The following is a 26077-nucleotide window of genomic DNA, read 5'->3' as shown; positions in this document are numbered from 1 at the left end:
GCGCTACGAGGCGGCCGCCACCAGCGCGTCGAACAGCCCTTGCTGTGCCGGGTCCTTCGCCGCCGTGTCCTCCGGGTGCCACTGCACGGCGGCGAACCAGCCCCGCCCGTCCGGCAGTTCCAGCGCCTCGACCGTCCCGTCCGCCGCCCGGCCGGTCACCACCAGCCCGTCGCCCAGCCGGTCCACGCACTGGTGGTGGAAGCAGGACGCGTCCACCCGCTCGGTACCGGCCGCACGGGCCACGGCCGACCCGCTCTCCAGCCGTACGGGATGCACGACGTGCCGGTGCTCCCGGTCAGGGCCGCCCATGTCCTGCCGCAGCGTGCCGCCCAGCGCGACGTTCACGGCCTGCAGCCCGCGGCAGACGGCGAGCACGGGCAGCCCGGCCGCCAGCGCGTGCCGGGCGACCGCCAGGTCGAACGCGTCCTGCTCCTCGTCCACGTCGTACACGCTCTCGTGCACCGACGCCTCCGAATACCACCGAGGTGTCAGATCCCCGCCGCCCGGCAGCAGCACCCCGTCGCAGCGCGCCAGCCGGTCGGCGACCTCCGCCTCGTCCACCCGCCCCTCGGGCGCGTACGGATGCATCATGAACGGCTCGCCACCGGCCCGCAGTACGGCATCGGCGAGCGCCCGCGCGGTGACCACGGCCTCGTACCGCAGCGCGGACGTGGAAGCGGAGAACCGCTGCGGCAACGCGATCAGCGGACGAGTGGGCGTATGCGTGCGAGTACTCACAACTGAATCCAGGTCGTCTTGAGTTCGGTGTACTTCTCCAGCGCGTGCGCGGACTTGTCGCGGCCGTTGCCGGACTGCTTGTAGCCGCCGAAGGGGACGGTCAGATCGCCCTCCTCGTAGCAGTTGACCCAGACCGTGCCGGCGCGCAGGGCGCGCGAGACGGTGTGCGCGGTGCGGAGATCGCCGGTCCACACCCCGGCGGCCAGGCCGTACTCGGTGTCATTGGCCAGCGCCACCGCCTCCTCGACGGTGTCGAAGGTGAGGACGGACAGCACGGGCCCGAAGATCTCCTCGCGGGCCACCGCCATGTCGGGGGTGACCCGGTCGAAGACGGTGGGCCGGAGGTACGTACCGCCGGGCACGGGCGCCGGGTCGAGCGGCGCGCCACCGGTACGGAGTCGGGCGCCGGCCGCGCGGGCCGCGTCGATGTGCCCGCGTACGGCGGCCAGCCGGGCGGCCCCCGCCAGCGCGCCCATCTCGGTCGCCGGATCGAGCGGATCGCCGACCCGCAGCGCTTCGGCGCGCTCGACCACCGCGTCCGTCACCCGCTCCGCGACCGAGGAGTGCACGAGCAGCCGGGAGGGCGCGGTGCACATCTCGCCCTGGTTGAAGAAGATCCCCCAGGCGGCGGTGGCGGCAGCGGCGTCCAGGTCCGGCGCGTCGGGCAGCACGATGTTGGGCGACTTGCCGCCCAGCTCCAGCCAGACCCGCTTGAGGTTGGAGTCGGCGGCGTACCGCAGGTAGTGGCGGCCGACGGCGGTGGAGCCGGTGAAGGCGAGCACGTCGACGTCCGGGTGCAGGCCGAGCGCACGGCCCGCGGTCGGCCCGTCGCCCGCGACGACGTTCAGCACGCCGCCCGGCACCCCCGCCTCCTCCATGGCCTCGTCGACGAGCCGCCCCAGCAGCAGGGTGGAGAGCGGGGTCAGCTCGGAGGGCTTGAGTACGACCGTGCAGCCGGCGGCCAGCGCCGGGGCGATCTTCCAGGCGGCGAGCGTGAGCGGAAAGTTCCACGGCACGACAGCCCCGACCACCCCGGCCGGCTCCCGCGTGACGAGCGCCAGCGCACCGGGATCGGTGTGCGGCACCTCATCGCACACCTTGTCCGCGAGCTGCCCGTACCACCGGAACGTCCCGGCAACGGCCCGCAGTTCGATGCCATACGACTCGGCGACGGGCTTTCCGTTCTCCAGCGAAATCAGCGCCGCGATCTCGGACCGGTGCTCTTCCACGAGATCGGCGATCCGCAGCAGCACACGCCCCCGATCGGCCGGAGCGAGCCGTGGCCAGGGCCCGGAGTCGAACGCCCGCCGAGCCGCGGCAACGGCAAGATCCACCTCCTTCGCCCCGGCGTCGGCGACCTCGGCGAGCTCCGTACCGTCCCGCGGCGAGACCACGCCGAACACGGCCCCGGACCCGCCCTCCTCCCGCCCCCCGACCCGATGCCGCCCCGGCGGCACGACCCCCTCGGCGACCCGTACCCAGTCCTCGTAACTGCTGTCGAGCGTGGGGCCCATTGCGGCCTCCTTGTCTGGTGGTGCTGCCGCTGGGCGGTCAGCGGGTGTCGTGGACGATTTCGCCGTTGAAGACGGTCATGGTGATGGGGAGGGACGGGATGTCTTCTGGGGGTGTGTGGAGGAGGTCGCCTGCGAGGACGCAGAGGTCGGCGGCTTTGCCGGGGGTGAGGGTGCCTTTCCAGGATTCGGCGAAGTCCTGGTGGGCGGCGTGGGTGGTGTAGGCGCGGAGGGCCGTTTGGAGGTCTACGCACTGGTCGGGGCCGCTGGGGCGGCCGGTGGCCTTGGAGCGGCGGAGCAGCATGGAGGAGACGCCGGCGCGCCAGTTCGGGTAGGTGATGGGGGCGTCGGAGCTGGCGGTGACGGGGACGCCGGCGTCGACGGCGCTGCGTACGGGCCATTGGTACGCCGAGCGTTCCGGGCCGACGATGCCGTCCATTAGGTCGGCGATGGCGTCCTTGACGCCGGGGTTCATGTTGGCGCCCCAGCCGTGCTTCGCGAGGGTGGCCAGGGCGCCGGGGGACGCGAAGTCGCCATGGATGATGTAGTGGCGGGCGTCCGGGCGCGGGTGGTCGAGCTGGGCGGCGGCGAAGGCGTCCACGACGGCGTCGATGCCCGCGTCGCCGGTGATGTGGACGCCGAGTTGGTGACCCGCGGCGTGGACGTGCCGGACGATCGCGTTGAGTTCGCCGACGCGCTGGGTGTCGGTGTGGCCGTGCAGGCAGAGGCCGCCGTGGCCGCCGCCGTTCGCGTACTCCTCGGACATCCAGGCCGTACGGCTGGGCGGTACCCCGTCGGCGAAGAGCTTGACGCCGAGGACGGAGAGGAGGCGGGGGTCGGCGCCGGCGCAGAGTCCTTCGAGGGCGGCCAGGCGGTCGGGGAGGTCGGCGGCCGCGCCGCCCATTTCGAGGGGGAGGAGCAGGACGCTGACGCGGGCCCGGAGTTCGCCCTCGCGTGCCATACGCGCGTACACCTCCAGCGTGGCGGTGTCGGCGGAGCCCAGGAAGAGGCTCTTGCCGCCGGGGCCGAGGCCCGGCTCGGTGAAGCTGGTGATGCCCTCGGTGTGGCAGACGTCGATCGCGGCCCGGATCGCGGCCTCGCGCGCCGCCTCGGTCATGGGCGGGATGACGGTGTTGACCAGCTCCTGGGCGCTCTCGCGGAGGATGCCGGTGAGGGCGCCGTCGGCGCGGCGCTCGATGACGCCGCCGGGCGGTACGCCGGTGTCCTCGGTGATGCCCGCCGCCTGCAGGGCGCGGGAGTTGAGCCAGGCGGTGTGCCCGGAGAACTCGTACAGGAGAACGGGGTGGTCGGGGGATATCTCGTCCAGGTCCCAGCGGGTGGGCGTGCGGGCGCGGTCCTTGCGGCACTCGTCGAGGTAGCCGATGTCCCAGCCGTTGCCGAAGATCCAGGTCCCGGGCGGCTGCCGGTCCGCCTGGGCGCGTACGGCCGCGCGGATGTCCGCGATCGAGGAGACGGCCGGGGTCGAGACGTCGACGGCGAGCGGCGGGCGGGTGGCGCCGAACGCGCAGCCGTGGAGGTGCGAGTCGTTGATGCCGGGGAGGACGGTGCCGCCGGCGAGGTCGACGACCTCCGTACGCGGGCCGATGAGCGGGCGCAGTTCGGCGGTGGTCCCGGTGGCGGCGATGACGCCGCCGCGCACGGCGACCGCCTCGGCCGTACGGAACGCGGCGTCGAGGGTGAGGACGTGGCCGTTGAGCAGGACGAGATCGGCGGGAGCGGTGAGGTCGGCGGGAGCGGCGGGATCGGGCACGGCAGCCCCTTAGGAAGGACGGAGACAGCTGACTGGGCTAGTCGTTTGGGGTCAAACTTAATGTGGAAGTGTGGGGGAGGCGCAAGAGGGCGGGGGGATTTTGGTGGGGCGCCGAGTGTCGTACGCTGCGTCATGCGCAACCCGTTCCGCCATACGGCCCTAGCACCTACAGTGCTTAATCGTGGAACTCAGGCACCTGGAACACTTCGTCGCGGTCTCCGAGGAACAGCACTTCACGCGCGCCGCCGAACGGCTGCACATCGCCCAGTCCGGACTGTCCGCCTCGGTACGCGCTCTGGAGCGTGAGCTCGGCGCCGACCTCTTCGCCCGCACCACCCGCCGCGTCCAGCTCACCGCCGCGGGCCGGGCCTTCCTCGTGGAGGCGCGCCGCACGCTGGCCGGTGCGGCGGCGGCGCGGGAGGCGGTCGCGGCCGTACGCGGGCTGTTCACCGGCACCCTCGCCGTCGGTACCGAGCAGTGCATGGGCATCGTCGACCCGGTCTCGCTCCTGGCCGACCTGCGCGGACGCCACCCGGGCGTCGAGGTCCACATGGTCCAGTCCGGCTCGGCGCACCTGCTGGGGGAGGTCCGCCGCGGCGCCCTGGACCTGGCGTTCGTCGTGTACGAGGGGCATGAGGAGGGCGTGCGCATCCGGCCCGTGGCGACCGAGCCGATGATGCTGCTGTGCCGCCCGGACCATCCGCTCGCCGCCGGCAGCGACCCGCTCGCTCCTCAAGCGCTCGCCGGCGAGGTCTTCGTCGACCTGCATCGCGACTGGGGCGCCCGGCGGGCCGCCGACGCGCTGTTCGCCGCCGCGGGCACGCGCCGCACGGTGGCGATGGAGGTCAACGACGTCTACACGCTCCTCGACCTGGTGGCGCGGGGGATGGGCGTGGCGGTGGTGCCCCGCCCGGTCACGCACAAGGACCAGGCGCGCGGGCTCGCCTCGGTACCGCTCGCCGCCGACACGGTGTGGAACGTGGGCATCGCCGTGCCCCGCAGCGGCCGGCTCTCGCCCGCGGCCCAGGCGCTGCTGGCTTCCATTGAGCACCAGCCTTCCCTTGAGCACCACGCTTCCCTTGAGCACCCTTCTATTGAGCACAGTCAGCGATGAATGTGATCAGAACTGGATGTTGGACGCGGTACCCGCGCGAGCGCGAGGGTGGTCCCGGGGGCGGGCAGGACAGGAGTCCCGTCCCAGCGAACTGACGTGGCGAAAGGCTGCTCCCATGGCGCAGGAAGTACGCGGAGTCATCGCACCGGGGAAGAACGAGCCGGTACGGGTGGAGACGATCGTGATCCCGGACCCCGGTCCCGGTGAGGCGGTCGTGCAGATCCAGGCGTGCGGTGTGTGCCATACGGACCTGCATTACAAGCAGGGCGGGATCAACGACGAGTTCCCGTTCCTGCTGGGGCATGAGGCCGCTGGTGTCGTGGAGTCGGTCGGCGAGGGCGTTTCGGACGTCGAGCCCGGCGATTTCGTCATCCTCAACTGGCGTGCGGTGTGCGGGCAGTGCCGGGCGTGTCTGCGGGGGCGTCCGCAGTACTGCTTCGATACGCACAACGCCAAGCAGAAGATGACCTTGACGGACGGTACGGAGCTGTCGCCGGCCCTCGGTATTGGTGCGTTCGCGGAGAAGACGCTGGTGGCGGCGGGGCAGTGCACGAAGGTGGATCCGGCCGTTTCGCCGGCCGTGGCAGGACTGCTGGGCTGCGGTGTGATGGCCGGCATCGGTGCCGCGATCAACACCGGCAACGTCGGGCGGGGCGACTCGGTCGCCGTGATCGGCTGCGGTGGCGTCGGTGACGCGGCGATCGCCGGAGCCCGGCTGGCGGGCGCCGCGAAGATCATCGCGGTGGACATCGACGACCGGAAGCTGGCGACCGCCGAGACGATCGGCGCCACGCACACGGTGAACTCCAAGGCCGTGGACCCGATCGAGGCGATCCGCGAGCTGACCGGTGGCTTCGGCGCCGATGTCGTCATCGAGGCGGTCGGTCGCCCGGAGACGTACAAGCAGGCGTTCTACGCCCGCGACCTGGCCGGGACGGTGGTCCTGGTCGGCGTGCCGACGCCGGAGATGAACCTGGAGTTGCCGCTGCTGGATGTCTTCGGGCGCGGCGGAGCGCTCAAGTCCTCCTGGTACGGCGACTGTCTGCCGTCCCGCGACTTCCCGATGCTCGTCGACCTGCACCAGCAGGGGCGGATCGACCTCGGCGCGTTCGTGACCGAGACGATCGGGATCGGGGACGTGGAGAAGGCGTTCGCGCGGATGCACGAAGGCGACGTGCTTCGCTCGGTGGTGGTGCTGTGATGGCGGCACGCATCGAGCACCTCGTCACCTCCGGGACGTTCTCCCTCGACGGCGGTACCTGGGACGTCGACAACAACGTGTGGATCATCGGGGACGACAACGAAGCAGTCGTCATCGACGCCGCGCACGATGCCGAGGCCATCCTGCAGGCCGTCGGGGACCGTCGGCTGCTGGCGATCATCTCCACGCACGCGCACAACGACCACATCGACGCCGCGCCGGAACTCGCGGACCGGGCCGCCTCCCCGGTCCTGCTGCACCCGGACGACTGGCCGCTGTGGAAGCTGACCCACCCCGAGCGGCTGCCGGACGGCGAGCTGGAGGACGGACAGGTCTTCACGGTCGCCGGTACGGAGCTGACCGTGCTGCACACGCCGGGGCACGCGCCCGGCGCGGTGTGCCTGTACGCGCCGGCGCTGGGGGCCGTGTTCACCGGGGACACCCTGTTCGCGGGCGGCCCCGGCGCGACCGGGCGGTCGTTCTCGGACTTCCCGACCATCGTCGAGTCGATCCGGAAGCGGCTGCTGACCCTGCCGCCGGAGACGAAGGTGTTCACCGGCCACGGCGACAGCACCACCATCGGCGACGAGGCCCCGCACCTGGAGGAATGGATCGCCCGCGGCCACTGAGCCGCAGCCGCTCGAAGCACAAGCACACGGCCCCTCAGGACGTCAGCCGCTCCACCCGCCGCATCACCTCGCGGCAGAAGCGGCCGACGTCCTGCGGGTCGTCGGTGAACTGCGACGGCTTGATGCAGAACGTGCCGAAGCCCTGCGTCATCTGCTCCGGCACGCTCTCCAGCGCGCGGCCCAGGTCCGCTACCGCGTCCGGACCGGGGAAGACCGCCCGCGTACCGCCGATCATCTCCAGCTCGTCCATCGAGCGCCCGGCCTCCGCCATCGCCGCGCGCAGCTTCTCCAGCTCCTCGGGGGCCGGCCGGCCCAGCGGGTTGAAGCCGTGGCCGTACCGGACCAGGCGCCGCAGCAGCGGACCGTGCAGCGAGCCGCCCCCGAACCACAGCTCCGGGCCGCCGGGCCGGTACGGCTTGGGCTCCAGATAGACGTCGGAGAAGGCGTAGTGCTCGCCCTCGTACGTCGCGGGGGAGGGGCGCCAGAGCCGTTCCCACGCCTCAAGGTGCTCGTCGAGCAGCTTGCCGCGCTTCCCGAACGGGACGTCCAGCGCCGCGTACTCGTCCCGGCTCCAGCTCACCGTCGGCAGGACGACCAGCCGCCCCTTGCTGAGCAGGTCCAGGGTGGCCAGCTCCTTGGCGAGTACGAGCGGGTGGCGCAGCGGCGCCAGGATCGCACCGGCGACCAGCCGCAGGCGTGACGTCACGGCCGCGATCGCGCTGAGCAGGACGACCGAGTTGGGCCAGGGCGTGTGCGGGTCCTGGTTGCCCGGGAGGGCGTACTCGCGGGGGTTGGGCATCACGCCGAGTGCGCCGGAGTCGGGGCCGAGGACGAGGTGCTCGCTGAGCATGACCGAGTCAAAGCCCGCGTCCTCGGCCTCGCGGGCCCAGCGGACCAGGGCTTCCAGGTCGCAGCGGCCGCCGGTCATGGTCCAGTTCTCGCTGAGGACGAGCAGCATGCGGGGGGACGGCACAGTGCCTCCAGGTCGGTCGACGAGGGCTCTCCGATGCCGTCCGACGTTATTGTTTGAGATCAAACGACACAAGAGGCCGGCGCCGGAACGGCGCGTGGCCGCAGGTACCGAACCGAACGAGGTCTCCATGACGAAGCGCGCCCTGGTCATCGCCCACGACCACCTCTCCGCCGCCGGCCATGTCGGCGACCGGCTGGCGCAGCGCGGATACGCGCTCGACGAACTGCTCGTGGTCCCCGCCGAGCGGTATGCGACTCCGGACGTCGAGCCCCGATTTCCGGCGGTCGCCGAATATGACCTGATCCTGTCGCTCGGCGCGCCCTGGTCGGTGAACCGCATGAATGAGTGGATACGGGCCGAGCTGGACCTGCTGCGGGACGCGCGGCGGCTGGGGATACCCGTGCTCGGCATCTGCTTCGGCGGGCAGCTGCTGGCCGCTTCGCTCGGGGGCTCGATTGAGCGCGCTCCACGCTTCGAGCTCGGCTGGACGGAGGTCGAGGTGGACGAGCCGGGGCTGGTCGGGCCGGGGCCGTGGTTCCAGTTCCACGGGGACCGGTGGCTGCTCCCGGAGGCCGTGCCGGACGAGGGCGGCGCCGGTCTGCCGCTCCGCGAACTCGCGCGCAACGAGGTCGCGTCGCAGGCGTTCGTCTGCGGGCGGTCGCTGGGGGTGCAGTTCCATCCGGAGCTGACGCCCGGGGTGCTGCGGGCCTGGTTCGACGGCGATGACACGGGTGTCGCGGAGTCGCTCGGTGCCGACCCCGACGCGCTGGTCAAGGAGGTGCGGGCGGCGCTTCCCGAGGCGCGGGAGCGGGCGTACGCGCTCGTGGACGCCTTCCTGGAGCGGGTTGCGGCGGCGTGATGACAGCGGCGTTACATGTCCGTCGACGGGTCCGAATCGTGGGATCGGCGGGCCTCGCGGCGCGTGATTCTCGCCACCCTTGATAAGGGTCGCGCTCAGATGAGCGATTCATCGGGGTTCTATGTCTCCAAAGCTGGCACTGGGTGCCACGGCTCTTGAGTTCAGATGATCAAGGCAGCCGTCGCGCTCCGTGCAGAACCAGCCATGATCGCCCGCACCTTCCGGAGTCATGCCTTCATAAGGTGAATGCATGCGGTCGGGACACTCGACTTTCGATCTGTTGGCTGACGCCGGGTTACGGGCGCATGTCGACCGAGTGGACGTACCCAGGCGCCTTCGATCTGGGTATGTTCCTCGCCGTCAGGGCAGCCCGTCCGCGAGGAGTCAGTCCCGTGTCGGAAACACAAGATCCCCACGTATCCCCGTCCGCCGACGCGGTGAAGTTCGTCTACGACTTCACCGAGGGCAACAAGGACCTGAAGGATCTGCTCGGCGGGAAGGGTGCGAACCTCGCCGAGATGACCAATCTGGGACTTCCCGTCCCGCCCGGTTTCACCATCACCACCGAGGCGTGCAAGGAGTACCTGGAGAACGGCGAGGAGCCGGCGGCACTGCGTGCCGAGGTCACCGCGCATCTGGACGCGCTGGAGCGCCAGATGGGCAAGAAGCTCGGGCAGGCGGACAACCCGCTGCTCGTATCGGTCCGTTCCGGGGCGAAGTTCTCGATGCCCGGCATGATGGACACCGTGCTGAACATCGGGCTCTCGGACGAGTCGGTGAACGGCCTCGCGCAGCAGGCCGGTTCCGAGCGCTTCGCGTGGGACTCGTACCGCCGCCTCATCCAGATGTTCGGCAAGACCGTGCTCGGCGTGGACGGTGACCTCTTCGAAGAGGCGCTGGAGGAGGCCAAGCAGGCCAAGGGCGTCAAGGTCGACGTCGAGCTGGACGCGGCCGACATGAAGAAGCTGGTCGGCCAGTTCAAGGAGATCGTCTCCAAGGAGACGGGCCGCGACTTCCCGCAGGACCCGCGCGAGCAGATGGACCTCGCGGTGCGCGCGGTCTTCGACTCGTGGAACACCGACCGGGCGAAGCTGTACCGGCGCCAGGAGCGCATCCCGGGCGACCTCGGCACGGCGGTCAACGTCTGCTCAATGGTCTTCGGCAACCTCGGCCCGGACTCCGGTACCGGCGTCGCCTTCACCCGCGACCCGGCCAGCGGCCACCAGGGCGTGTACGGCGACTACCTGCAGAACGCGCAGGGCGAGGACGTTGTCGCCGGTATCCGCAACACCGTTCCGCTCGCGGACCTGGAGCAGCTCGACAAGAAGTCGTACGACGAGCTGATGCAGATCATGGAGACGCTCGAGACGCACTACAAGGACCTGTGCGACATCGAGTTCACCATCGAGCGCGGCAAGCTCTGGATGCTGCAGACCCGCGTCGGCAAGCGGACCGCGGGCGCGGCCTTCCGTATCGCCACGCAGCTCGTCGACCAGGGCCTGATCGACGAGGCCGAGGCGCTGCAGCGGGTCAACGGCGCGCAGCTCGCGCAGCTGATGTTCCCCCGCTTCGACGAGAAGGCGAAGACCGAGCTGCTGGGCCGGGGCATCGCCGCCTCGCCGGGCGCGGCCGTCGGCAAGGCCGTCTTCGACTCGTACACCGCCGTGAAGTGGTCGCGTTCGGGCGAGAAGGTCATCCTCATCCGCCGCGAGACCAACCCCGACGACCTCAACGGCATGATCGCCGCCGAGGGCATCCTCACCTCGCGCGGCGGCAAGACCTCGCACGCGGCCGTCGTCGCCCGCGGCATGGGCAAGACCTGTGTCTGCGGCGCCGAGGAGCTGGAGGTCGACACCAAGCGGCGCTGCCTGACCGCGCCCGGCGGCGTGGTCATCGAGGAGGGCGACGTCGTCTCCATCGACGGCTCGACCGGCAAGGTCTACCTCGGTGAGGTCCCGGTCGTCCCGTCCCCGGTCGTGGAGTACTTCGAGGGCCGGATGCACGCCGGTGCCGATGACGCCGACGAGCTGGTCAAGGCCGTGCACCGGGTCATGGCGTACGCGGACCGGGTGCGCCGGCTGCGGGTACGCGCCAACGCCGACAACGCCGAGGACGCCGCGCGCGCCCGCCGGTTCGGCGCCCAGGGCATCGGCCTGTGCCGCACCGAGCACATGTTCCTCGGTGAGCGGCGCGAGATGGTCGAGCGGCTGATCCTCGCCGACACCGGCGAGGAGCGCGAGGCCGCGCTCTCGGAGCTGCTGCCGCTGCAGAAGGGCGACTTCGTCGAGCTCTTCGAGTCGATGGACGGGCTGCCGGTGACGGTGCGGCTGCTGGACCCGCCGCTGCACGAGTTCCTGCCCGACATCACCGAGCTGTCGGTGCGCGTCGCGCTCGCCGAGTCCCGCAAGGACTCCAACGAGAACGACCTGCGCCTGCTCCAGGCCGTGCACCGGCTGCACGAGCAGAACCCGATGCTGGGTCTGCGCGGCGTCCGCCTCGGCCTGGTCATCCCCGGCCTGTTCGCCATGCAGGTACGGGCGATCGCGGAGGCCGCCGCCGAGCGCCGGGCCGCCAACGGCGACCCGCGTGCGGAGATCATGATCCCGCTGGTGGGCACCGTCCAGGAGCTGGAGATCGTCCGCGAGGAGGCCGAGCAGATCATCGCCGAGGTCGAGCGCGCCCGCGGTGTGGACCTGGGGCTCACCCTCGGCACGATGATCGAGCTGCCCCGTGCGGCCCTCACCGCCGGGCAGATCGCCGAGTCCGCCGACTTCTTCTCCTTCGGCACGAACGACCTCACGCAGACCGTGTGGGGCTTCTCCCGGGACGACGTGGAGGCCAGCTTCTTCACCGCGTACCTGGAGAAGGGCATCTTCGGCGTCAGCCCGTTCGAGACGATCGACAAGGACGGCGTGGGCTCGCTCGTACGCAACGCCGCCGAGGCCGGCCGGGCCACCCGCCCCGACCTCAAGCTCGGCGTGTGCGGCGAGCACGGCGGCGACCCCGAGTCGGTGCACTTCTTCCACGAGGTGGGCCTGGACTACGTGTCCTGCTCGCCGTTCCGCATCCCCGTGGCGCGCCTGGAGGCGGGCCGCGCGGCGGCGGAGTCCAAGGGCAGCGACAGCCGCTGACCCCCTGAGCACGTCTGCCGGCCGGTGCACGAAACTCCGGTCGGCAGGCGGTACAACGGCCGGTCACCCGGCCTGCAGACGACCGGAGCCGCTGTATGGGCCCCCGACCCTCAGCCCGTTGGGCGGCTCCGGCTCGCTGAAACGAGGGCGGCACCTGTGCGGAGGTGCCGCCCTCGCCTTTTCCGGACTCCCCCCTCGGGAGCTGCCGCCGCCAGCTCGGCCCGGGCGGCGGCCTTCGGCGGGTAGCGGGACGGCCGGTGATGACTCGTCACCCCCCACGGGTCCGAGCAATCCGTGCCATCCGTATCGCCACCGAATTGAGCAACAGCATTCCGGGAGTTCGGCTCCGACGCGACCCTTTTCAAGACTGGCCAAAAGGGCGTGGTGACCCCGCGTGGCCGTGTGCATACTCGGGTGCTCGGGGGCCGACAACGGATGGCGATGGTGGGGTTTCGGTGCTGCGCGTCCATTTCAGTGGACCGGATCTGGCCCGCGTGCGGATTGCCGCACGCCCTGATGTGCTGTGGGAGACCGTTTTAAGTTTTCACCGGCTGCGCGACCGGCAGGGTGGTACGACCCTCAACGAATGGCGTACGGAAACCCGCTCCCGGTTGAATGGTGAAACACGTTATCTCGCCCCGCTGATCCCAACCAAGGGATATTTTCCCGATTTCCTGACGCCCCCCGAGGGACTGCTCGGAATCGATGACGCACTCGCCGCGCTCAAGGCGACACCGGCCCCGCGACTGCACCGGGATCTCACCCGGCTGACCGAGGGCCGCCCGCCCCAGCCGTGGGTGCGCGACCTCGCCCAGGGCGACACCCGGCCGCTGCACCGGCTGGCCGGCGTGCTGCGGCACTACCACGACGCGGCCATCGCGCCGTACTGGCCGCATCTCCAGGCCCGTATCGAAGCGGACCGGGCGACGCGCGGCCGGGCCCTGCTGGACGGCGGCGCCGACCGGCTGCTCGGCTCGCTGCCGCCGATGATGCGCTGGCGGCCGCCCGTCCTGGAGGCGGATTACCCGGTCGACCGCGATCTGTACCTGGACGGGCGCGGGCTGCTGCTGGTCCCGTCGTTCTTCTGCCGCCGCACCCCGGTCACCCTGCTCGACCCGGAGCTCACGCCGGTCCTGGTCTACCCCGTCGAGCACCAGGCGCCACGGCCCACGGCCCCCGCGGCACCGGGCCGCTCGCTCGGCAAGCTCGTCGGCCGCACCCGCTCCGCGATCCTGCGGGGCATCGGCGGCGGCTGCACCACCAGCGAACTGGCCCGGCGCGCCGAGGTGTCGCTGGCCTCCGCGAGCCAGCACGCGACCGTGCTGCGGGAGGCCGGACTGCTGGTCACCCTGCGCCAGGGCAACGCCGTCCTGCACACCCTCACCCCGCTGGGCGCCGCCCTCATCCGCGGCGGCGCCCCGGCGGAGCGGGTATCGGCGGCTACGCCCGGAACGGCCCCGTGACCTCGTAGGTGATGCCACCGGACGAGCTGCCGGTCGTGCCGCGCTGGCTGGAGAAGTACAGCCGCTTGCCGTCCGGCGAGAAGGCCGGGCCGGTGATCTCCGAGCCCGAGTGGCCGTTGACGCGCAGGAACGGCGCCACGACGTCGTCCGGCGTGATGACGCAGATCTCCATGTTGCCGCCGTCCTCGGCGACGTAGAGGTCGCCGGAGGACGCGCCGGTGACGTTGTCGACCCCGGTCAGCGGCGCGTTCCCGCCGCTGACCAGCGAGTCGTCGTACGCCAGCTCGTACGTGTTGTCCGCCAGGTTCAGCTGCCAGAGGCGGTTGTCGCCCTTGGTGGTGAACCACACCGTGTCGTTGGCGTAGTGGCAGCCCTCGCCGCCGTTGAAGTGCTTGGCGCCGGAGACCTGGGTACGGGTGGTGGCGGGCGAACCGTCCGGGTCGGGCACGTTCGCCCAGCTGAAGGAGCCGGATGTGGCGGAGCCGGCGACCAGCACCTGGAGCTGGCCGGCCGACAGATCGCCCCACGTGGCCGGCACGAAGCGGTACAGACAGCCGTCCGACTCGTCCTCGGTCAGATAGATCACCTTGCGCACCGGGTCGGCCGCGGCCGCCTCGTGCTTGAACTTCCCCAGCGCGTCCCGGCGGACGGCCGCCTTCGCCCCGAACGGATCCGTCTCGTACACCGCGCCGAGCGAGACCTCCTCGCAGGAGAGCCAGGTGTTCCACGGGGTTCTGCCGCCCGCGCAGTTCTGCCGGGTGTTGGACAGGATGCGGTACGCGCCGGTGATCGCACCGGTCGCGCCGAACTTCACCGCGCTGACGCCACCGCCCGGGTTGATCTCCGAGTTGGAGACATAGATCCAGCCCGTGCTGTCGGCGAAGCAGGCACCGCCGTCGGGGGCGTTGTGCCAGGTGTAGCCGGTGCTGCCGACCTGTCGGCCGGACCGGGCGATGATGCGGCTGGTGAAGCCGGCGGGCAGCTGGATGCCGTTGGCGTCCGCGGCGCCGAGCGCGCCGTACGGGCCGGAGCCCGGCTGGGCGGGGGCGGCGTATGCGGCACCGGGCATCAGGGTGCCGGCGAAGGCGGCCGCCGAGGCGCCGATGACGGCTCCGCGCAGGAAGGTACGACGTTCCACGGTCACTCCACGTGTGTCGTGAGAGCCCCGGCCGCCGGGTGGCGGCCGGGGAGACGCGCAGTGCACCGTAGGAGGCCCGAGTTGACGTGGCCTCAACAAGCGGTAACGGGAGGCCGGACAGTCCTACTGCGGCCGGTCACCCGCGATGGCGACCCGCTCCGCGACCCGCCCGTGCGGGGCGTAGTCCGCCACCGCGTAGTGCTGCGTCGCCCGGTTGTCCCAGAACGCCACGTCGCCCGCCTGCCAGCGGAACCGCACCTGGTACTCCGGCACATGGGCCTGCTGGAACAGCAGCCGCAGCATGCGGTCGCTCTCCGCCCGGTCCCAGCCCACGATGCGGGTGGTGAAGGAGGTGTTGACGAAGAGCATCTTCCGGCCCGTCTCCGGATGGCGGCGCACCACCGGGTGCTCGACCGGCGGGAACTGCTCCTGGAGCGGGGCGAGCCGCTCGGCCGGGTAGAAGCGCGAGAAGCCGGGGATGAAGTCGTGCACGGCGCGGGCACCGTCGATGCGGTTCTTCACCTCCTGCGGCAGGTTGTCGTACGCGGCCGCCATGTCGGCCCACATCGTGTCCCCGCCGAACGGCGGCACCTCGCGCAACTGGAGCACCGCGCCCAGCGCCGGCCGCTCCCGGAAGGTCACGTCCGTGTGCCAGACGTTCTCGAAGGTGGGTGCCGTGGGGTCCTTCTTGTCGAACCGCACCACCTCCTCGCTGTCCCCGCGCGCCAGCAGCGGATTGGTCTCCAGCTCACCCCAGTTGCGGGCGAACGCGGCCTGCGCGCCGGAGGGCAGGTGCGCGCCGCGGAAGAAGAGCACCTTCCACTCCAGCAGGGCCCGGTTCAGCTCGGCGCGGAGCGCGTCGCCCAGCGGGCGGGACAGGTCCACACCGCGGATCTCGGCGCCGATGGTGCGGCCCTGCGGCACGACCTCGAAGCGCTCGTACGGCCGGTCCTCCCAGCCTTCGGGCAGCCGGTTCAGGACGCGTACGCCTTCGTAGAGGCCGTCGGCGGGGATGCGGTGGTCGCGCAGGGCAGGGGCGGTGGGTACGGCGATGGCCGTCATCTGATCCTCCTGAAGAGACAGAGGTGTGCAGGAAGGAGAAAGGCGAGCAAAGGGAAAAGGGGGGAGAAAACCGGAGCGAACGGGCTCAGCGGCAGGAACAGACCGGGGGAGAACCCACCCGGCCACGGCGGCTCAGGAAGCTGAGACCGCGGGGCGCGCACTCACCGCGGGGGCCGCAGAACTGCGGCTCCTGCTCACGGGAGGTCGGTCGCGCCATCATGTTGGCACCGTACATCAATCGTCGATGCCTGTCCGCTCCACCCCGGCCACGATGTACCGCTGCAGCAGGAAGAACACCAGGATCAGCGGCAGGATCGAGACCGCGGCCGCGAGGAACAGTTCGTGCAGATTGACGTTCTGCGCGGTGGTGAACGTCGACAGCGCCACCTGCACCGTCCACGCCTCCCGGTCCTGGCCGATCACCAGCGGCCACAGGAAGGCGTTCCACGCCCCGATGAAGACGATGGTGCCGACCGCCGCGAACACCGGCCGGGAGTTCGGCACCACCACCCGCCAGTACGTCCGCCAGTACCCCAGCCCGTCCACCCGCGCCGCGTCCTCCAGCTCGCGCGGGAAGCCGAGGAAGTACTGCCGGAAGATGAAGCACGCGAAGGCGGAGAAGAGGGTCGGGATGATCAGCCCGCGGAGGGTGGAGATCCACCCCAGCGACGAGACCAGCACAAAGCTCGGTACGAAAGTCACCGCGGCCGGGACCATGAGCGTGCCGAGGATCGCGTAGAAGACCGCGTTCGCGTGCCGGTACGGGATGCGGGCCAGGCCGTATCCGGCCAGCGAGGCCAGCAGCAGCGTGCCGAGCGTCGTGGCCACCGCGATCACCGTGGAGTTCAGCAGCGCCCGCGCCATCGGCAGATTCGGGTCCGCGAACAGCTCGGCGATGTTGCCCCACTGCAGCGAGCGCGGGAAGAACGTCCAGTCCGGCGCGGTGATGTCCGCCTCGGTCGCCAGCCCGTTGCGCAGCAGCAGGTAGAACGGGATCAGGAAGAGCAGCGCGAGGGCGATCAGCAGGACCAGCCGCAGGGCCCGGCCCGCCCGGATGAGTGCCTGGTCCACCGGTCAGTCCTCCTTGCGGCCCAGCCCGAACCAGCGGGCCTGGACGATGGTCGCCACCGCGATGATCAGCGCGAGGATCACCGCGCCCGCGCTGCCGAGCCCGAGGTTCTGCTCGCTGCCGAGCGCGATGTAGTACAGGTAGACCAGCGGCGGCCGGGCGTACGGCGGATAGCCGCGGGCGTCGGAGAGCAGGTTGTAGAACTCGTCGAACGCCTGGAAGGCGTTGATCACGAGGAGCAGGACGACGGCCACCGAAGTCGCACGGAGCTGCGGGAAGGTGATGTGCCGGAAGGTCTGCCAGCCGGGCTTGGCACCGTCCACCGCGGCGGCCTCGTACAGCCGTGGCGAGATCCGCTGCAGCCCGGCCAGGAAGAGGATCATGTAGAAGCCGGCCTGCAGCCAGAGCCGTACGGTGACGATCACCAGCCAGTACCAGGGCGGATCGGTCGTCGAAAGCCACGCCGTCTGGTCCGCGCCGAACCACCCCAGCACGGTGTTGGCCAGCCCGAACCGCACCCCGTTGAAGATCGACAGCTTCCACACCAGCGACGCGACGACATAGCTGCAGGCGGTGGGCAGGAAGAAGACCGACCGGAAGAACGCCTGCGCGAACCGCACCCGGTTCACCATCAGCGCCAGCCCCAGCGACAGCACATACGTCGCCGGCACGATGAACGCCGAGAACAGCAGGAACGTCCCCAGGCTGCTGAGGAACGCGCCGTCGCCCAGCATCGAGACGTAGTTGTCCAGCCCGACGAACTTCGTCGGCGTCACGGTGTTGTGCGCGTCGAAGAAGCTGAGCCAGACGCTCCACAGCAGCGGTACGTACGTGAACAGGGCCAGCCCGACCGCGAACGGACCGACGAACACCCAGAACCACAGATTGCGGTTCTGGGGTCCCAGCAGCGTGCGGATCACTTCTTCTTGACCCGGTCCAGCTCGGCCTTGGTCTTCCGTACGACCGTCTTCAGCTCGCTCTCCGGGTTCGCGCCGTCCTTGATGATGCGGCTGACCGCGTCCTGGTAGGCGGTCTTGGCTGCGGTGGTCCACAGCAGCGGCTCGGAGTGGCCGAGGTCGGTGGCGTACGAGACGGCGTCGGCGGCCGCGCCCGAACGCAGCTCCTTCGCCTTCTCGGCGAGGGAGAGCCGGGCCGGGATGTGGAAGCCGTAGGAGAGCGCGAAGTCGCGCTGGTAGTCCGTGCGGTCGATCCACAGCCACTTCGCGAAGGCCACCGCCTCCTTCTTGTGCTTGCTGCGCGCGCTGACCGCCGAGCCGTACGCGCCGACCGGCACGGCGTTCTTGCCGCCGGAGCCGTCCTTCGGGAACGGCAGCACCCCGAAGTCGTCCCCCAGCGCCTTCTTCACCTCCGGCAGCGCCCACAGCCCCGACCACTGCATCGCGGTCAGGCCCTGGGTGAGCGCGTCCGGGTCGGACCAGTCGGTGGGCGCGCCGAGGAGCAGGGACTTGTCGGCGTACAGCTCGTGGATCTTCCCGAGCGTGCGGGCCGCGGCCGGGTCGTCGAAACCGACCTTGCCGTCCTCGGTGACGATGGACAGCCCGGCGGCGTACAGCGGGGTGCCGCCGAGCGCGCCCGCGCCGCCGTCGTTCCCCAGGAACAGCCCCTTGACCTTGTCCTTCTTGCCCTTGGCGGTCAACTCGCGGGCGACGTCGACCAGTTCGTCGAGTGTGCGGGGCGGCTGCACCCCGGCGTCCGCCAGCATGCTCTTGCGGTAGTAGAGCAGCTGCATGTCGATGACCTGCGGGATCGACCAGATCTTGTCCTGCCAGATCTTCGGCGCGAGGACGGCCTGGTTGAAGTCGTCCTTGACGGGCTCGACAGCGTCGGTCAGATCGACGACCTGGCCGCCGCGGATCTGGTCCAGCGTCGGGCCGTTGACCTCGAAGACGTCCGGGCCCGAGTCGGTCAGCAGGGCGGCGGCGGTCTGCCGGTCGTAGTCGCCGGGCCGCCACTGGACGGTGACCTGCGCCTTGTCGTACGCATCGGCGTACCGTTTCACCGCCTGCTCGGTGCCGGCCTCGCCGTACTGGTGGTACCACTGGCTCAGCGCCGGGCCCGAACCTCCGCCGCTCCGGCCGGTGTTGGAGCCGCAGGCCGCCAGTGCGCCGGTGAGCGCGATACCGCCGCCGGCCGCCAACAGCCGCCGTCTGCCGATGTCCGTCATGCCTGCTGTCCCCCAGCGCTCGTCGATGATCGACCCGGTGCGGCGACCACTCTGCCGCACCGGTGTGATGCACGCATGGCAACCACGTGAAACGCGCAACAGATCATTCCGGCCGGGGGACATGGCCGGGGCATCGCGCCCCCGCCACGCAGGTCACTCCAGTTCGGCCAGCACCTCCTGGGCGATGCCGAACGCGGCGTTGGCGGCCGGGACACCGCAGTAGACCGCGCTCTGCATCAGGACCTCGCCGATCTCCTCGGGGGTGAGGCCGTTGCGTACCGCGGCCCGTACGTGCATGGCCAGTTCGGCGTGGTGGCCGTGGGCGACCAGTGCGGTGAGCGTGATGCAGCTGCGGGTGCGGCGGTCCAGGGTGTCGCCGGTCCAGATCTCGCCCCAGGCGTAGCGGGTGATGAAGTCCTGGAAGCGGGTGGTGAACTGGGTCTTCTTCGCCTCGGCGCGGTCGACGTGCGCGTCACCGAGGACGGCGCGGCGGACGGCCATGCCGGCGGCGTGCCGGCCCGCGTCGTCGGACGGCACCCCGTCCGTCTCGGCGCCCGCGTCCGCACTCGGCGCGAAGTGCGCGGCCAGCGCGGCGGTCACCGGGCCCGGCCGGTCCACGCCCGCGAGGTGGTGGGCGTCCGCGACCTCGGTCAGGCTCGCGCCGGGGATGCCGTCGGCGATCTCGCGGGCGTGCGCGGGCGGCGTCGCCGGGTCCTCGCGGCCGGCGACGACCAGCGTGGGCACGGTGATGCCGGAGAGCCGGTCCCGGACGTCGTACGAGGCGAGCGCCTCGCAGCAGGCGGCGTACCCGGCCGGGTCGGTGTCCAGCAGGTCCTTGATCAGCTCCTGGCCGCGGTGCGCCGCGGCGAACTCGGGCGCGAACCAGGTGCCCGGACGGCTGGCCGCCATTGCCTCCGTACCGTCCTTGCGGACCAGCGCGGCCCGCTCCCGCCAGGTGTCCGAGCCGCCGAAGTGGGCCGAGGAGCACACCACTGCGAGCCGGGTCAGCCGCTCGGGGTGGTCGGCGGCGAGCGTCAGGCCGACCGCGCCGCCGATGGAGATCCCGGCGTACGCGAAGGTGTCCCAGCCCTGCGCGTCGGCCAGCCCCAGCACGAGCCGGGCGATGTCGGCCATGGTGGCCTCGGCGGGCACCAGCCCGGCCGCCGAACCGCCGTGCCCCGGCAGGTCCCAGCGCAGCACGCGGTGCGTCCGGGTCAGGGCGGCCAGCTGCGGCTCCCAGACGTCGAGCGAGGTGCCGATGGACGGGCCGAGGATCAGCGGCGGGGCGTCCTGCGGTCCGTCGAGCCGGTGGTGGGGGAGCTCGGTCATGTGGGGGCCTCCTCGGGGGAGTTACGGGTACGGATGGGGAACGGGTGCCCGGCGGGGCGGCGGTCAGGCGTCCGTCGGTCCCGGCCGGCGCAGGGCGCGGTCGGTGAGGGCGGCGGCGGAGCCGGTGTAGGCGGCCGGGTCGGCCAGTGCGGTCAGCTCCTCCGGGGACAGCGCGCCGGCCACTTCCGGGTCGGCGCGCAGCACGTCGGCCAGCGTGCGGTCCTCCTCGACGGCGGTGCGGGAGGCGCGGGTCAGCGCGGCCTTGGCGGCCTGCCGTCCGAGTACCGGCGCGAGCGCGGCGGACAGCCGCTCGGCGGCCATCAGCCCCTTGGTCCGCATCAGGTTCGCGCGCATCCGGTCGGGGAAGACGCGCAGGCCCTCCGCCAGCCCGGCGGCCTGCTCGGCGGCGCCGCCGGCCAGCCGCAGCAGCTCGCGCAGCGGCTGCCATTCGGCGTGCCAGGCGCCGGCCGGGCGCTCGTCCTCGGCGGCCAGCGAGCCCAGTACGGTCGCGGCGAGTCCGGGCGCCTGCCGGGTGGCGGCGGCGAGCAGCGTGGCGCGTACCGGGTTGGCCTTGTGCGGCATCGCGGACGAACCGCCGCCGCTGCCCTCGGCGACCTCGCCGCACTCGGTACGGGAGAGCACGAGTACATCCGCGGCGATCTTGCCGAGCGCGCCGGTGGCGAAGGCGAGCGCGGCCGCCAGGTCGGCGACGGGCGTGCGCAGGGTGTGCCAGGGCAGCGTCGGCTCGTCGAGCCCGGCCTCCGCCGCGTACGCGGCGATCAGCCGCTCCCCGTCCTCGGGGGCGAACGTCTCCGACAGCGCGCCGAACGCGGCCAGCGTCCCGGCCGCGCCGCCGAGCTGGGCCGGCAGCCGGACCGCGGCCAGCCGCTCGTACGCGTCCAGGACCAGCGCCCGCCAGCCCGCCGCCTTCAGCCCGAAGGTGGTCGGCACGGCGTGCTGGGTGAGGGTGCGGCCCGGCATGACCGTCTCGCGGTGCGCGTCCGCCAGCCCGTACAGCGCGGTCGCCGTGCGCTCCAGGTCACCCAGTACCAGCGCCACCGTCCGCCGCGCGACCAGCATCGCGGCGGTGTCCCAGATGTCCTGGCTGGTGGCGCCCCGGTGGACGTACGCGGCGGCGTCCGGCGCCGCCTCCTTCACGGCCGCGGTGAGGTCCGCGACCAGCGGGATCACCGGGTTGCCGCCGGAGCGGGCACGCAGCGCCAGGTCGCGGACGTCAAAGCGGTCCGCGCGGGCTGCGGCCGTCACGGCCTCGGCCGCGGCCGCCGGGGCCTCGCCGAGCGCGGCCTGCGCCCGGGTGAGCGCGGCCTCCGCATCCAGCATGGCCTGGAGGAACGCGGCGTCCCCGGTCGCGGGCTCGGCCGCCGAGCCGGCCCGGACGGGGGCCAGCAGCCCCACGTCGTCCGGCCCGGCCACGGATCCCTCGATGGGGTCAGTCGAAGGCAAGGAAGACCGTCTCCTTGTCGCCCTGGAGGTGGATGTCGAAGCGGTACGTGCGGTGCTTGTCCGCCTCGGCCCTGGCGAGAAGAGTCTCCCGCCGCGCGGGCTCCAGACCCGACAGCAGCGTGTCGCCGGCGGGTTCGTCGAGGTAGGCGCGGGTGAAGAGGTGGTGCAGCAGGCCGCGCGCGAAGACGCAGACGGAGAGGTAAGGCGCGCCGCCCGGCGGCAGCGTGCGGACCGCGTAGTGGCCGTCGGCGTCGGTGGGCACCCGGCCGAAACCGGTGAAGTCCACGCCGTTGCGGCCGTAGTAGCCGCCGGTCACCGGGTCGCGGCGGAGCGAGCCGGGCGCTCCGGTGAGCGAGCCGTCGGGCGCTGCCTGCCAGAACTCCAGCAGCGCGTCCGGGATCGGCTCGCCCGCGCCGTCGTACACGTATCCGTGCACGGTGATCGTGTCCGGGTGCCCGGCGGGGGCGATCTCGCCGCCGTCGGGGAAGGGGAGCGCGTACCCGTAGAAGGGGCCCACCGTGTGCGAGGGGGTGGGGGGAAGAGTGGGGGTGTGCTGCTCGGACATCAGCGGCCCTCCTCGATCCAGGTGGCGGACGGACCGTCCAGGACGATGTCCCAGCGGTAGCCCAGCGAGAACTCCGGCTGGGACAGATCGTGGTCGTAGCTGGCGATCAGCCGCTGCCGGGCCGACTCGTCGGTCACCGAGCGCAGGATCGGGTCGTACGGGAACAGCGGGTCGTTCGGGAAGTACATCTGCGTGACCAGGCGCTGGGTGAACGCGTCGCCGAAGAGCGAGAAGTGGATGTGCGCCGGACGCCAGGCGTTGGTGTGGTTGCGCCAGGGGTAGGCCCCGGGCTTGATGGTGGTGAAGGAGTAGCTGCCGTCGTCGCCGGTCAGCACCCGTCCCACACCGGTGAAGTTGGGGTCCAGCGGCGCGGGATGGTCATCGCGCTGGTGGGCGTACCGGCCCGAGGCGTTGGCCTGCCACACCTCGACGAGCTGGCCGCGCACGGGACGGCCGCGGCCGTCCAGCAGCCGTCCGGAGACGGTGATCCGCTCGCCGAGCGGCTCGCCCGTGTGCTGCCTGGTGAGGTCGTTGTCCAGGGCGGTGACGTCGGTGTTCCCGAAGGCGGGTCCGGACAGCTCGACGGTCTCCGGGTCGCCGTGCACCGCGACGAGCGGCTGCTTGGGGTGGCGCAGCGCGCTGGAGCGGTACGGGGCGTAGTCGCGCGGCGGGTGGTGCGCGGCGGGCGCGCCGCCGGCCCGCGCCTTGTCGTACGCGTCCTGGAGCTCGGCCACTTCACGGTCGATGTCGTGCTGGGTGAGTGCCATGGTGGTCTCCTACCTCTTCCCTGCTGCCTTGAGTGCGCGCAGCGCGGCCAGCTCCTCGGTGGTGGGCGGGGCGGTGGTGCCCACCTCGTCCGCGACCCGCAGCTCCCAGCCGGTGGCTTCCCGTACCTGCTCGACGGTGACGCCGGGGTGCAGCTCGGTGAGGACCAGCTCGGCGGTCTCCGGGTCCGGGCGCAGCACGCCGAGGTCGGTGATGACGGCGGTGGGTCCGGCGCCCGGCATGCCGAGCGCGGCGCGGTCCTTGGGCCCGGAGCCGTGCCCGAGGGTGGTGACGAAGTCCAGTGCCCGTACGAAGTTACGGGTGGAGTGGCGCAGCACCATCAGGACCTTGCCGCAGTTGGAGGCGATCTCCGGGGCGCCGCCCGCGCCGGGAAGGCGGCCCTCGGGCTTGTCCGGGCCGCGGTTGACCACGGTGGTGTTGATGTTGGCGTACCGGTCGACCTGGGCGGCGCCGAGGAAGCCGACGTCGATCCGGCCGCCCTGCAGCCAGTAGTTGAACATCTCCGGTACCGGGACCACCGCGTCGGCGGTCTCGGCCAGTTCGCCGTCGCCGATGGACAGGGGGAGCGCGGTCGGCTTGGAGCCGATCGTGCCGGACTCGTAGATGAGGACCAGGTCCGGATTGACGGTGGCGCGGGCCAGGTTGGCGGCGGTGCTGGGCAGGCCGATGCCGACGAAGCAGGTCTTCGCACCGGCCAGCGCGCGGGCCGCGTTGACCTCCATCAGCTCGTCGCGGGTGAACTGGGTGAACTGGGTGAACTCAGCCTCGGTGACGGGCGCTTCGGACATCAGGCGTTCGCTCCTTCGGCGTCGGCCACGGGCGCCTGCGCGCCGCGCACGTGCGTCTCGATCCACTGGGTGAAGGCGTCGCGGTCCCGCGCGATGGGGTCCCACGCCTGGTAGAAGGCGTTGTCGCGGACGGTGTAGCCGGTGGCGTACGAGGGGTGGGCGCCGCCGGGGACGGGCACGACCGCGTCCAGCACCCAGGTCGGCAGGACGACGCCGCCGGGGCGCGGCTCCAGGGTGTCCACGACCTCCTCGACGGTGACCAGCACCCGGCTCGCGGCGAGCGCGGCCTCCTTCTGCACGCCGGTCAGGCCCCACATCTGCACGTTGCCCGCGCGGTCGGCCTGCTGGGCGTGGATGACGGTGACGTCGGGGTTGAGCGCGGCGACGGCCGCCAGCTTCTCGCCGGTGAACGGGCAGGTCACGGTCGAGACGGTGTCCGTACGGCTGGGGATGTCGCTGCCGCGGTAGCCGCGCAGGACGGCGAACGGGAGCTTGGAGGCGCCCGCGACGTAACGGTTGGCCATGCCGGCGTGGCTGTGCTCGTCCAGCTCCAGGGGGCGCGGCCAGCCGTTCTCGACGGCGTCGCGGAAGCGGTGCAGCGAGCCGACGCCCGGGTTGCCGCCCCAGGAGAAGACCAGCTTCTTCACCAGCCCCGCGCCGATGAGCTGGTCGTAGATGACGTCCGGCGTCATCCGGGCGAGGGTCAGGTCGGTGATGCCCTGGCGGATGATCTCGTGCGCGGCGGCGAACGGGATCAGGTGGGTGAAGCCCTCCATGGCGACGGTGTCCCCGTCGTGGATGAGGTCCGCCACGGCGTCGTGGAGGCTGCGAATCTCGGCCATCATCACTCCGCTAGTGGAAAATGCTCAGTGCACTGACTAATTCTTCAGTGGGCCGTAGACTTCCATCAAGGTTCTGATTCGTCAATGGTTCGCTGATGGTTCGCTTGCTGGAGGTCCGATGGCTGCGGTCGACCTGAACACCCATCCCGGGCATCTGGCCCGCCGCCTGCAGCAGGCGCATTCGCTGCTGTGGGGCGCGATGGTGTCCGAGGAGATCACCTCGCCGCAGTTCGCCGTGCTCAACGCGCTGGTCGAGAAGCCGGACATCGACCAGCGCACGCTGAGCGAGCACGTTCACCTGGACCGCTCGACCATTGCCGACGTGGTCGCCCGGCTGGTCCGCCGCGAGCTGGTCGAGCGGGTGCGCGACCCGCACGACGGCCGCCGCAACGTACTCAAGCTCTCCGCCGAGGGCGCCCGCCTGCACCGCAAGCTCGTCACCCGCACGACCCGTATGAACCGGGTCTTCCTCGCCCCGCTGGACGAGGACGAGCAGGAGACGCTGCTGCGCCTGATCGGCAGGGTCGCGGACGCGGCGGAGGAGCTGCGGGGGTAGCTCAGCCCGTGACGGGCAGGCCGCCGGCCACCGTGCGGGCCGCGGCCGTCAGGGACGCGACGAAGAGCGGCACCCGCTCGGCGGTGAAGCGCGCCGACGGGCCCCCGAAGGACAGCGTGGCGACCACCTCGCCGCCTCGCGAGCGCACCGGCACGGCCACCGACGACAGCCCCTCCTCGTGCTCGCCGTGGCTGACCGCGAACCCGGTGCGCTCCGCCTCGGCCGCCCATTCCGTCAGCGTCCGGGCATGCTTCGTGCCGTGCGGGGAGCGCCGCGCGACCCGCTCGACCAGCGCCGCGTCCGCGTCGATCAGCAGGATCTTCGACGGCCCGCCGGCCCACAGCGGCAGTTCGTCCCCGACCCGTACGACGTGCCGCAGCGCCTGCGGCCCCTCCTCCTGCGCGATGCAGATCCGGTGCACGTCGCGCCGTACGTACAGGTGCACCGTCTCCCGGTGCTCGGCGGCCAGCTCGCGCAGCGCACGCCGGGCGGTGGCCGGCAGCCGCCAGCCCTGGTCCGCCAGCCGGACCCAGCGCAGGAAGGTCGGGCCCGCCGTGTATCTGCCGTGCTCGTCCAGCCACAGCAGGCCGTTCATGCGGAGCGTCTGCAGCAGGCGGAGCGCGGTGGTCTTGGGCAGCCCGCTGCCCGTGACGATCTCCCGGAGGGTCAGTGCGGGGCGCTCCTCACCGAAGAGCCCCAGGATGTCGATGGCCCGCTGAACCGTCCGCATGCCGCCGCGCTCGCTCTCGCTCATGGCGCCCAGTATGGGACGGGGTCCGCTGTGCGGACCAGGGGTCACGCAATCCTGCGGTTACTCACCGGAAACTCTTGTAGATAGTCAGCACACGTTCTATCGTCGCCGCAGTTCGGACCGAGTGGTCCGTACAGCGGACCAGACGAAGG

23 protein-coding genes are annotated in these 26077 nt (G+C 71.6%); 7 read left to right on the top strand and 16 right to left on the bottom strand.

Translation table 11 applies throughout. The features are described from left to right. Positions 1-3: 3 nt before the first annotated feature. From IF04_RS0101130 to IF04_RS0101120, 3 genes are read right to left on the bottom strand one after another with little or no spacing between them, the layout of a single operon-like run. Complete coding sequence (locus IF04_RS0101130; RefSeq protein WP_030249420.1) at positions 4-738, bottom strand: gamma-glutamyl-gamma-aminobutyrate hydrolase family protein; 735 nt, start codon at positions 736-738, stop codon at positions 4-6. Further along, a complete protein-coding gene (locus IF04_RS0101125; RefSeq protein WP_030249417.1) occupies positions 735-2252 on the bottom strand; it encodes an aldehyde dehydrogenase in 1518 nt (505 codons plus the stop codon). Before IF04_RS0101125 ends, IF04_RS0101130 begins: the two co-directional genes overlap by 4 nt. A 37-nt stretch (positions 2253-2289) precedes the next feature. Then, complete coding sequence (locus IF04_RS0101120) at positions 2290-4020, bottom strand: amidohydrolase (RefSeq protein ID WP_051830551.1); 1731 nt, start codon at positions 4018-4020, stop codon at positions 2290-2292. Positions 4021-4201: 181 nt separating this feature from the next. On the opposite strand from IF04_RS0101120, the gene IF04_RS0101115 reads away from it, so the two are divergent. The 3 genes from IF04_RS0101115 to IF04_RS0101105 all read left to right on the top strand — a co-directional run bounded on the left by IF04_RS0101115 (position 4202) and on the right by IF04_RS0101105 (position 6964). Beyond that, a complete protein-coding gene (locus IF04_RS0101115) occupies positions 4202-5134 on the top strand; it encodes a LysR family transcriptional regulator (RefSeq protein WP_051830549.1) in 933 nt (310 codons plus the stop codon). A 115-nt stretch (positions 5135-5249) separates the two neighbouring features. After that, positions 5250-6335 carry an S-(hydroxymethyl)mycothiol dehydrogenase gene (locus IF04_RS0101110; RefSeq protein ID WP_030249407.1) on the top strand — a complete coding sequence of 362 codons (1086 nt, stop codon included), beginning with the start codon at positions 5250-5252 and terminating at the stop codon, positions 6333-6335. Continuing rightward, positions 6335-6964, top strand: a complete 630-nt coding sequence (locus IF04_RS0101105) for an MBL fold metallo-hydrolase (RefSeq protein ID WP_030249404.1) — start codon at positions 6335-6337, stop codon at positions 6962-6964. Before IF04_RS0101110 ends, IF04_RS0101105 begins: the two co-directional genes overlap by 1 nt. Positions 6965-6998: 34 nt before the next feature. Here the strand turns inward: IF04_RS0101105 and IF04_RS0101100 are convergent, their stop codons facing one another. After that, on the bottom strand, positions 6999-7937 hold the full coding sequence (locus tag IF04_RS0101100) for a TIGR03619 family F420-dependent LLM class oxidoreductase (RefSeq protein WP_342668100.1): 939 nt from the start codon (positions 7935-7937) through the stop codon (positions 6999-7001). Positions 7938-8031: 94 nt separating this feature from the next. Between IF04_RS0101100 and IF04_RS0101095 the strand changes: the two genes are divergently transcribed. The 3 genes from IF04_RS0101095 (at position 8032) to IF04_RS0101085 (ending at position 13390) form a co-directional block, all read left to right on the top strand. Then, complete coding sequence (locus tag IF04_RS0101095; RefSeq protein ID WP_245654237.1) at positions 8032-8796, top strand: type 1 glutamine amidotransferase; 765 nt, start codon at positions 8032-8034, stop codon at positions 8794-8796. 347 nt (positions 8797-9143) lie between these two features. After that, entirely contained in the window at positions 9144-11927 is a 2784-nt protein-coding gene (gene ppdK / locus IF04_RS0101090) for a pyruvate, phosphate dikinase (protein WP_245654236.1), read from the top strand. A 611-nt stretch (positions 11928-12538) separates the two neighbouring features. After that, positions 12539-13390 carry an ArsR/SmtB family transcription factor gene (locus IF04_RS0101085; RefSeq protein ID WP_030249392.1) on the top strand — a complete coding sequence of 284 codons (852 nt, stop codon included), beginning with the start codon at positions 12539-12541 and terminating at the stop codon, positions 13388-13390. On the opposite strand, the gene IF04_RS0101080 is transcribed toward IF04_RS0101085, so the two are convergent. The 11 genes from IF04_RS0101080 to IF04_RS0101025 all read right to left on the bottom strand — a co-directional run bounded on the left by IF04_RS0101080 (position 13368) and on the right by IF04_RS0101025 (position 24618). Next, positions 13368-14528, bottom strand: a complete 1161-nt coding sequence (locus IF04_RS0101080; protein ID WP_030249389.1) for an alkaline phosphatase PhoX — start codon at positions 14526-14528, stop codon at positions 13368-13370. The two genes, IF04_RS0101085 and IF04_RS0101080, sit on opposite strands and share 23 nt — an antisense overlap. Before the next feature lie 123 nt (positions 14529-14651). Continuing rightward, positions 14652-15590, bottom strand: a complete 939-nt coding sequence (locus IF04_RS0101075; RefSeq protein WP_030249387.1) for a TauD/TfdA dioxygenase family protein — start codon at positions 15588-15590, stop codon at positions 14652-14654. 234 nt (positions 15591-15824) lie between these two features. Continuing rightward, complete coding sequence (locus tag IF04_RS0101065; protein WP_030249385.1) at positions 15825-16661, bottom strand: carbohydrate ABC transporter permease; 837 nt, start codon at positions 16659-16661, stop codon at positions 15825-15827. Between the two features lie 3 nt (positions 16662-16664). Next, positions 16665-17579: a carbohydrate ABC transporter permease gene (locus IF04_RS0101060; protein ID WP_030249384.1), complete on the bottom strand. Its 915-nt coding sequence runs from the start codon at positions 17577-17579 to the stop codon at positions 16665-16667. Further along, on the bottom strand, positions 17576-18844 hold the full coding sequence (locus IF04_RS0101055; RefSeq protein WP_030249382.1) for an ABC transporter substrate-binding protein: 1269 nt from the start codon (positions 18842-18844) through the stop codon (positions 17576-17578). Before IF04_RS0101055 ends, IF04_RS0101060 begins: the two co-directional genes overlap by 4 nt. Before the next feature lie 153 nt (positions 18845-18997). Beyond that, complete coding sequence (gene pcaDC / locus IF04_RS0101050) at positions 18998-20173, bottom strand: bifunctional 3-oxoadipate enol-lactonase/4-carboxymuconolactone decarboxylase PcaDC (protein WP_030249380.1); 1176 nt, start codon at positions 20171-20173, stop codon at positions 18998-19000. 63 nt (positions 20174-20236) lie between these two features. After that, positions 20237-21637 carry a 3-carboxy-cis,cis-muconate cycloisomerase gene (gene pcaB, locus IF04_RS0101045; RefSeq protein ID WP_030249378.1) on the bottom strand — a complete coding sequence of 467 codons (1401 nt, stop codon included), beginning with the start codon at positions 21635-21637 and terminating at the stop codon, positions 20237-20239. Then, positions 21624-22202 carry a protocatechuate 3,4-dioxygenase subunit alpha gene (pcaG, locus tag IF04_RS0101040; RefSeq protein ID WP_030249376.1) on the bottom strand — a complete coding sequence of 193 codons (579 nt, stop codon included), beginning with the start codon at positions 22200-22202 and terminating at the stop codon, positions 21624-21626. The genes pcaB and pcaG overlap by 14 nt, the downstream gene beginning before the upstream one ends. After that, positions 22202-22969 (bottom strand): protocatechuate 3,4-dioxygenase subunit beta, encoded by a 768-nt coding sequence (gene pcaH / locus IF04_RS0101035; RefSeq protein ID WP_030249373.1) that lies wholly within the window; start codon positions 22967-22969, stop codon positions 22202-22204. Before pcaH ends, pcaG begins: the two co-directional genes overlap by 1 nt. A gap of 9 nt (positions 22970-22978) precedes the next feature. Next, positions 22979-23776 carry a CoA-transferase subunit beta gene (locus IF04_RS0101030; protein ID WP_030249372.1) on the bottom strand — a complete coding sequence of 266 codons (798 nt, stop codon included), beginning with the start codon at positions 23774-23776 and terminating at the stop codon, positions 22979-22981. Then, a complete protein-coding gene (locus IF04_RS0101025) occupies positions 23776-24618 on the bottom strand; it encodes a CoA transferase subunit A (RefSeq protein WP_030249369.1) in 843 nt (280 codons plus the stop codon). Before IF04_RS0101025 ends, IF04_RS0101030 begins: the two co-directional genes overlap by 1 nt. A 118-nt stretch (positions 24619-24736) precedes the next feature. On the opposite strand from IF04_RS0101025, the gene IF04_RS0101020 reads away from it, so the two are divergent. Continuing rightward, positions 24737-25174: a MarR family winged helix-turn-helix transcriptional regulator gene (locus IF04_RS0101020; protein WP_030249367.1), complete on the top strand. Its 438-nt coding sequence runs from the start codon at positions 24737-24739 to the stop codon at positions 25172-25174. A gap of 1 nt (position 25175) precedes the next feature. On the opposite strand, the gene IF04_RS0101015 is transcribed toward IF04_RS0101020, so the two are convergent. Further along, positions 25176-25928 (bottom strand): IclR family transcriptional regulator, encoded by a 753-nt coding sequence (locus IF04_RS0101015; RefSeq protein ID WP_030249364.1) that lies wholly within the window; start codon positions 25926-25928, stop codon positions 25176-25178. Positions 25929-26077: the final 149 nt, after the last annotated feature.

The organism is Streptomyces violens (assembly GCF_000717745.1).
Classification (GTDB): domain Bacteria; phylum Actinomycetota; class Actinomycetes; order Streptomycetales; family Streptomycetaceae; genus Streptomyces; species Streptomyces violens.
The sequence above is the reverse complement of the archived record's forward strand: the minus strand, read 5'-3'. Positions and strand labels throughout refer to the sequence as shown.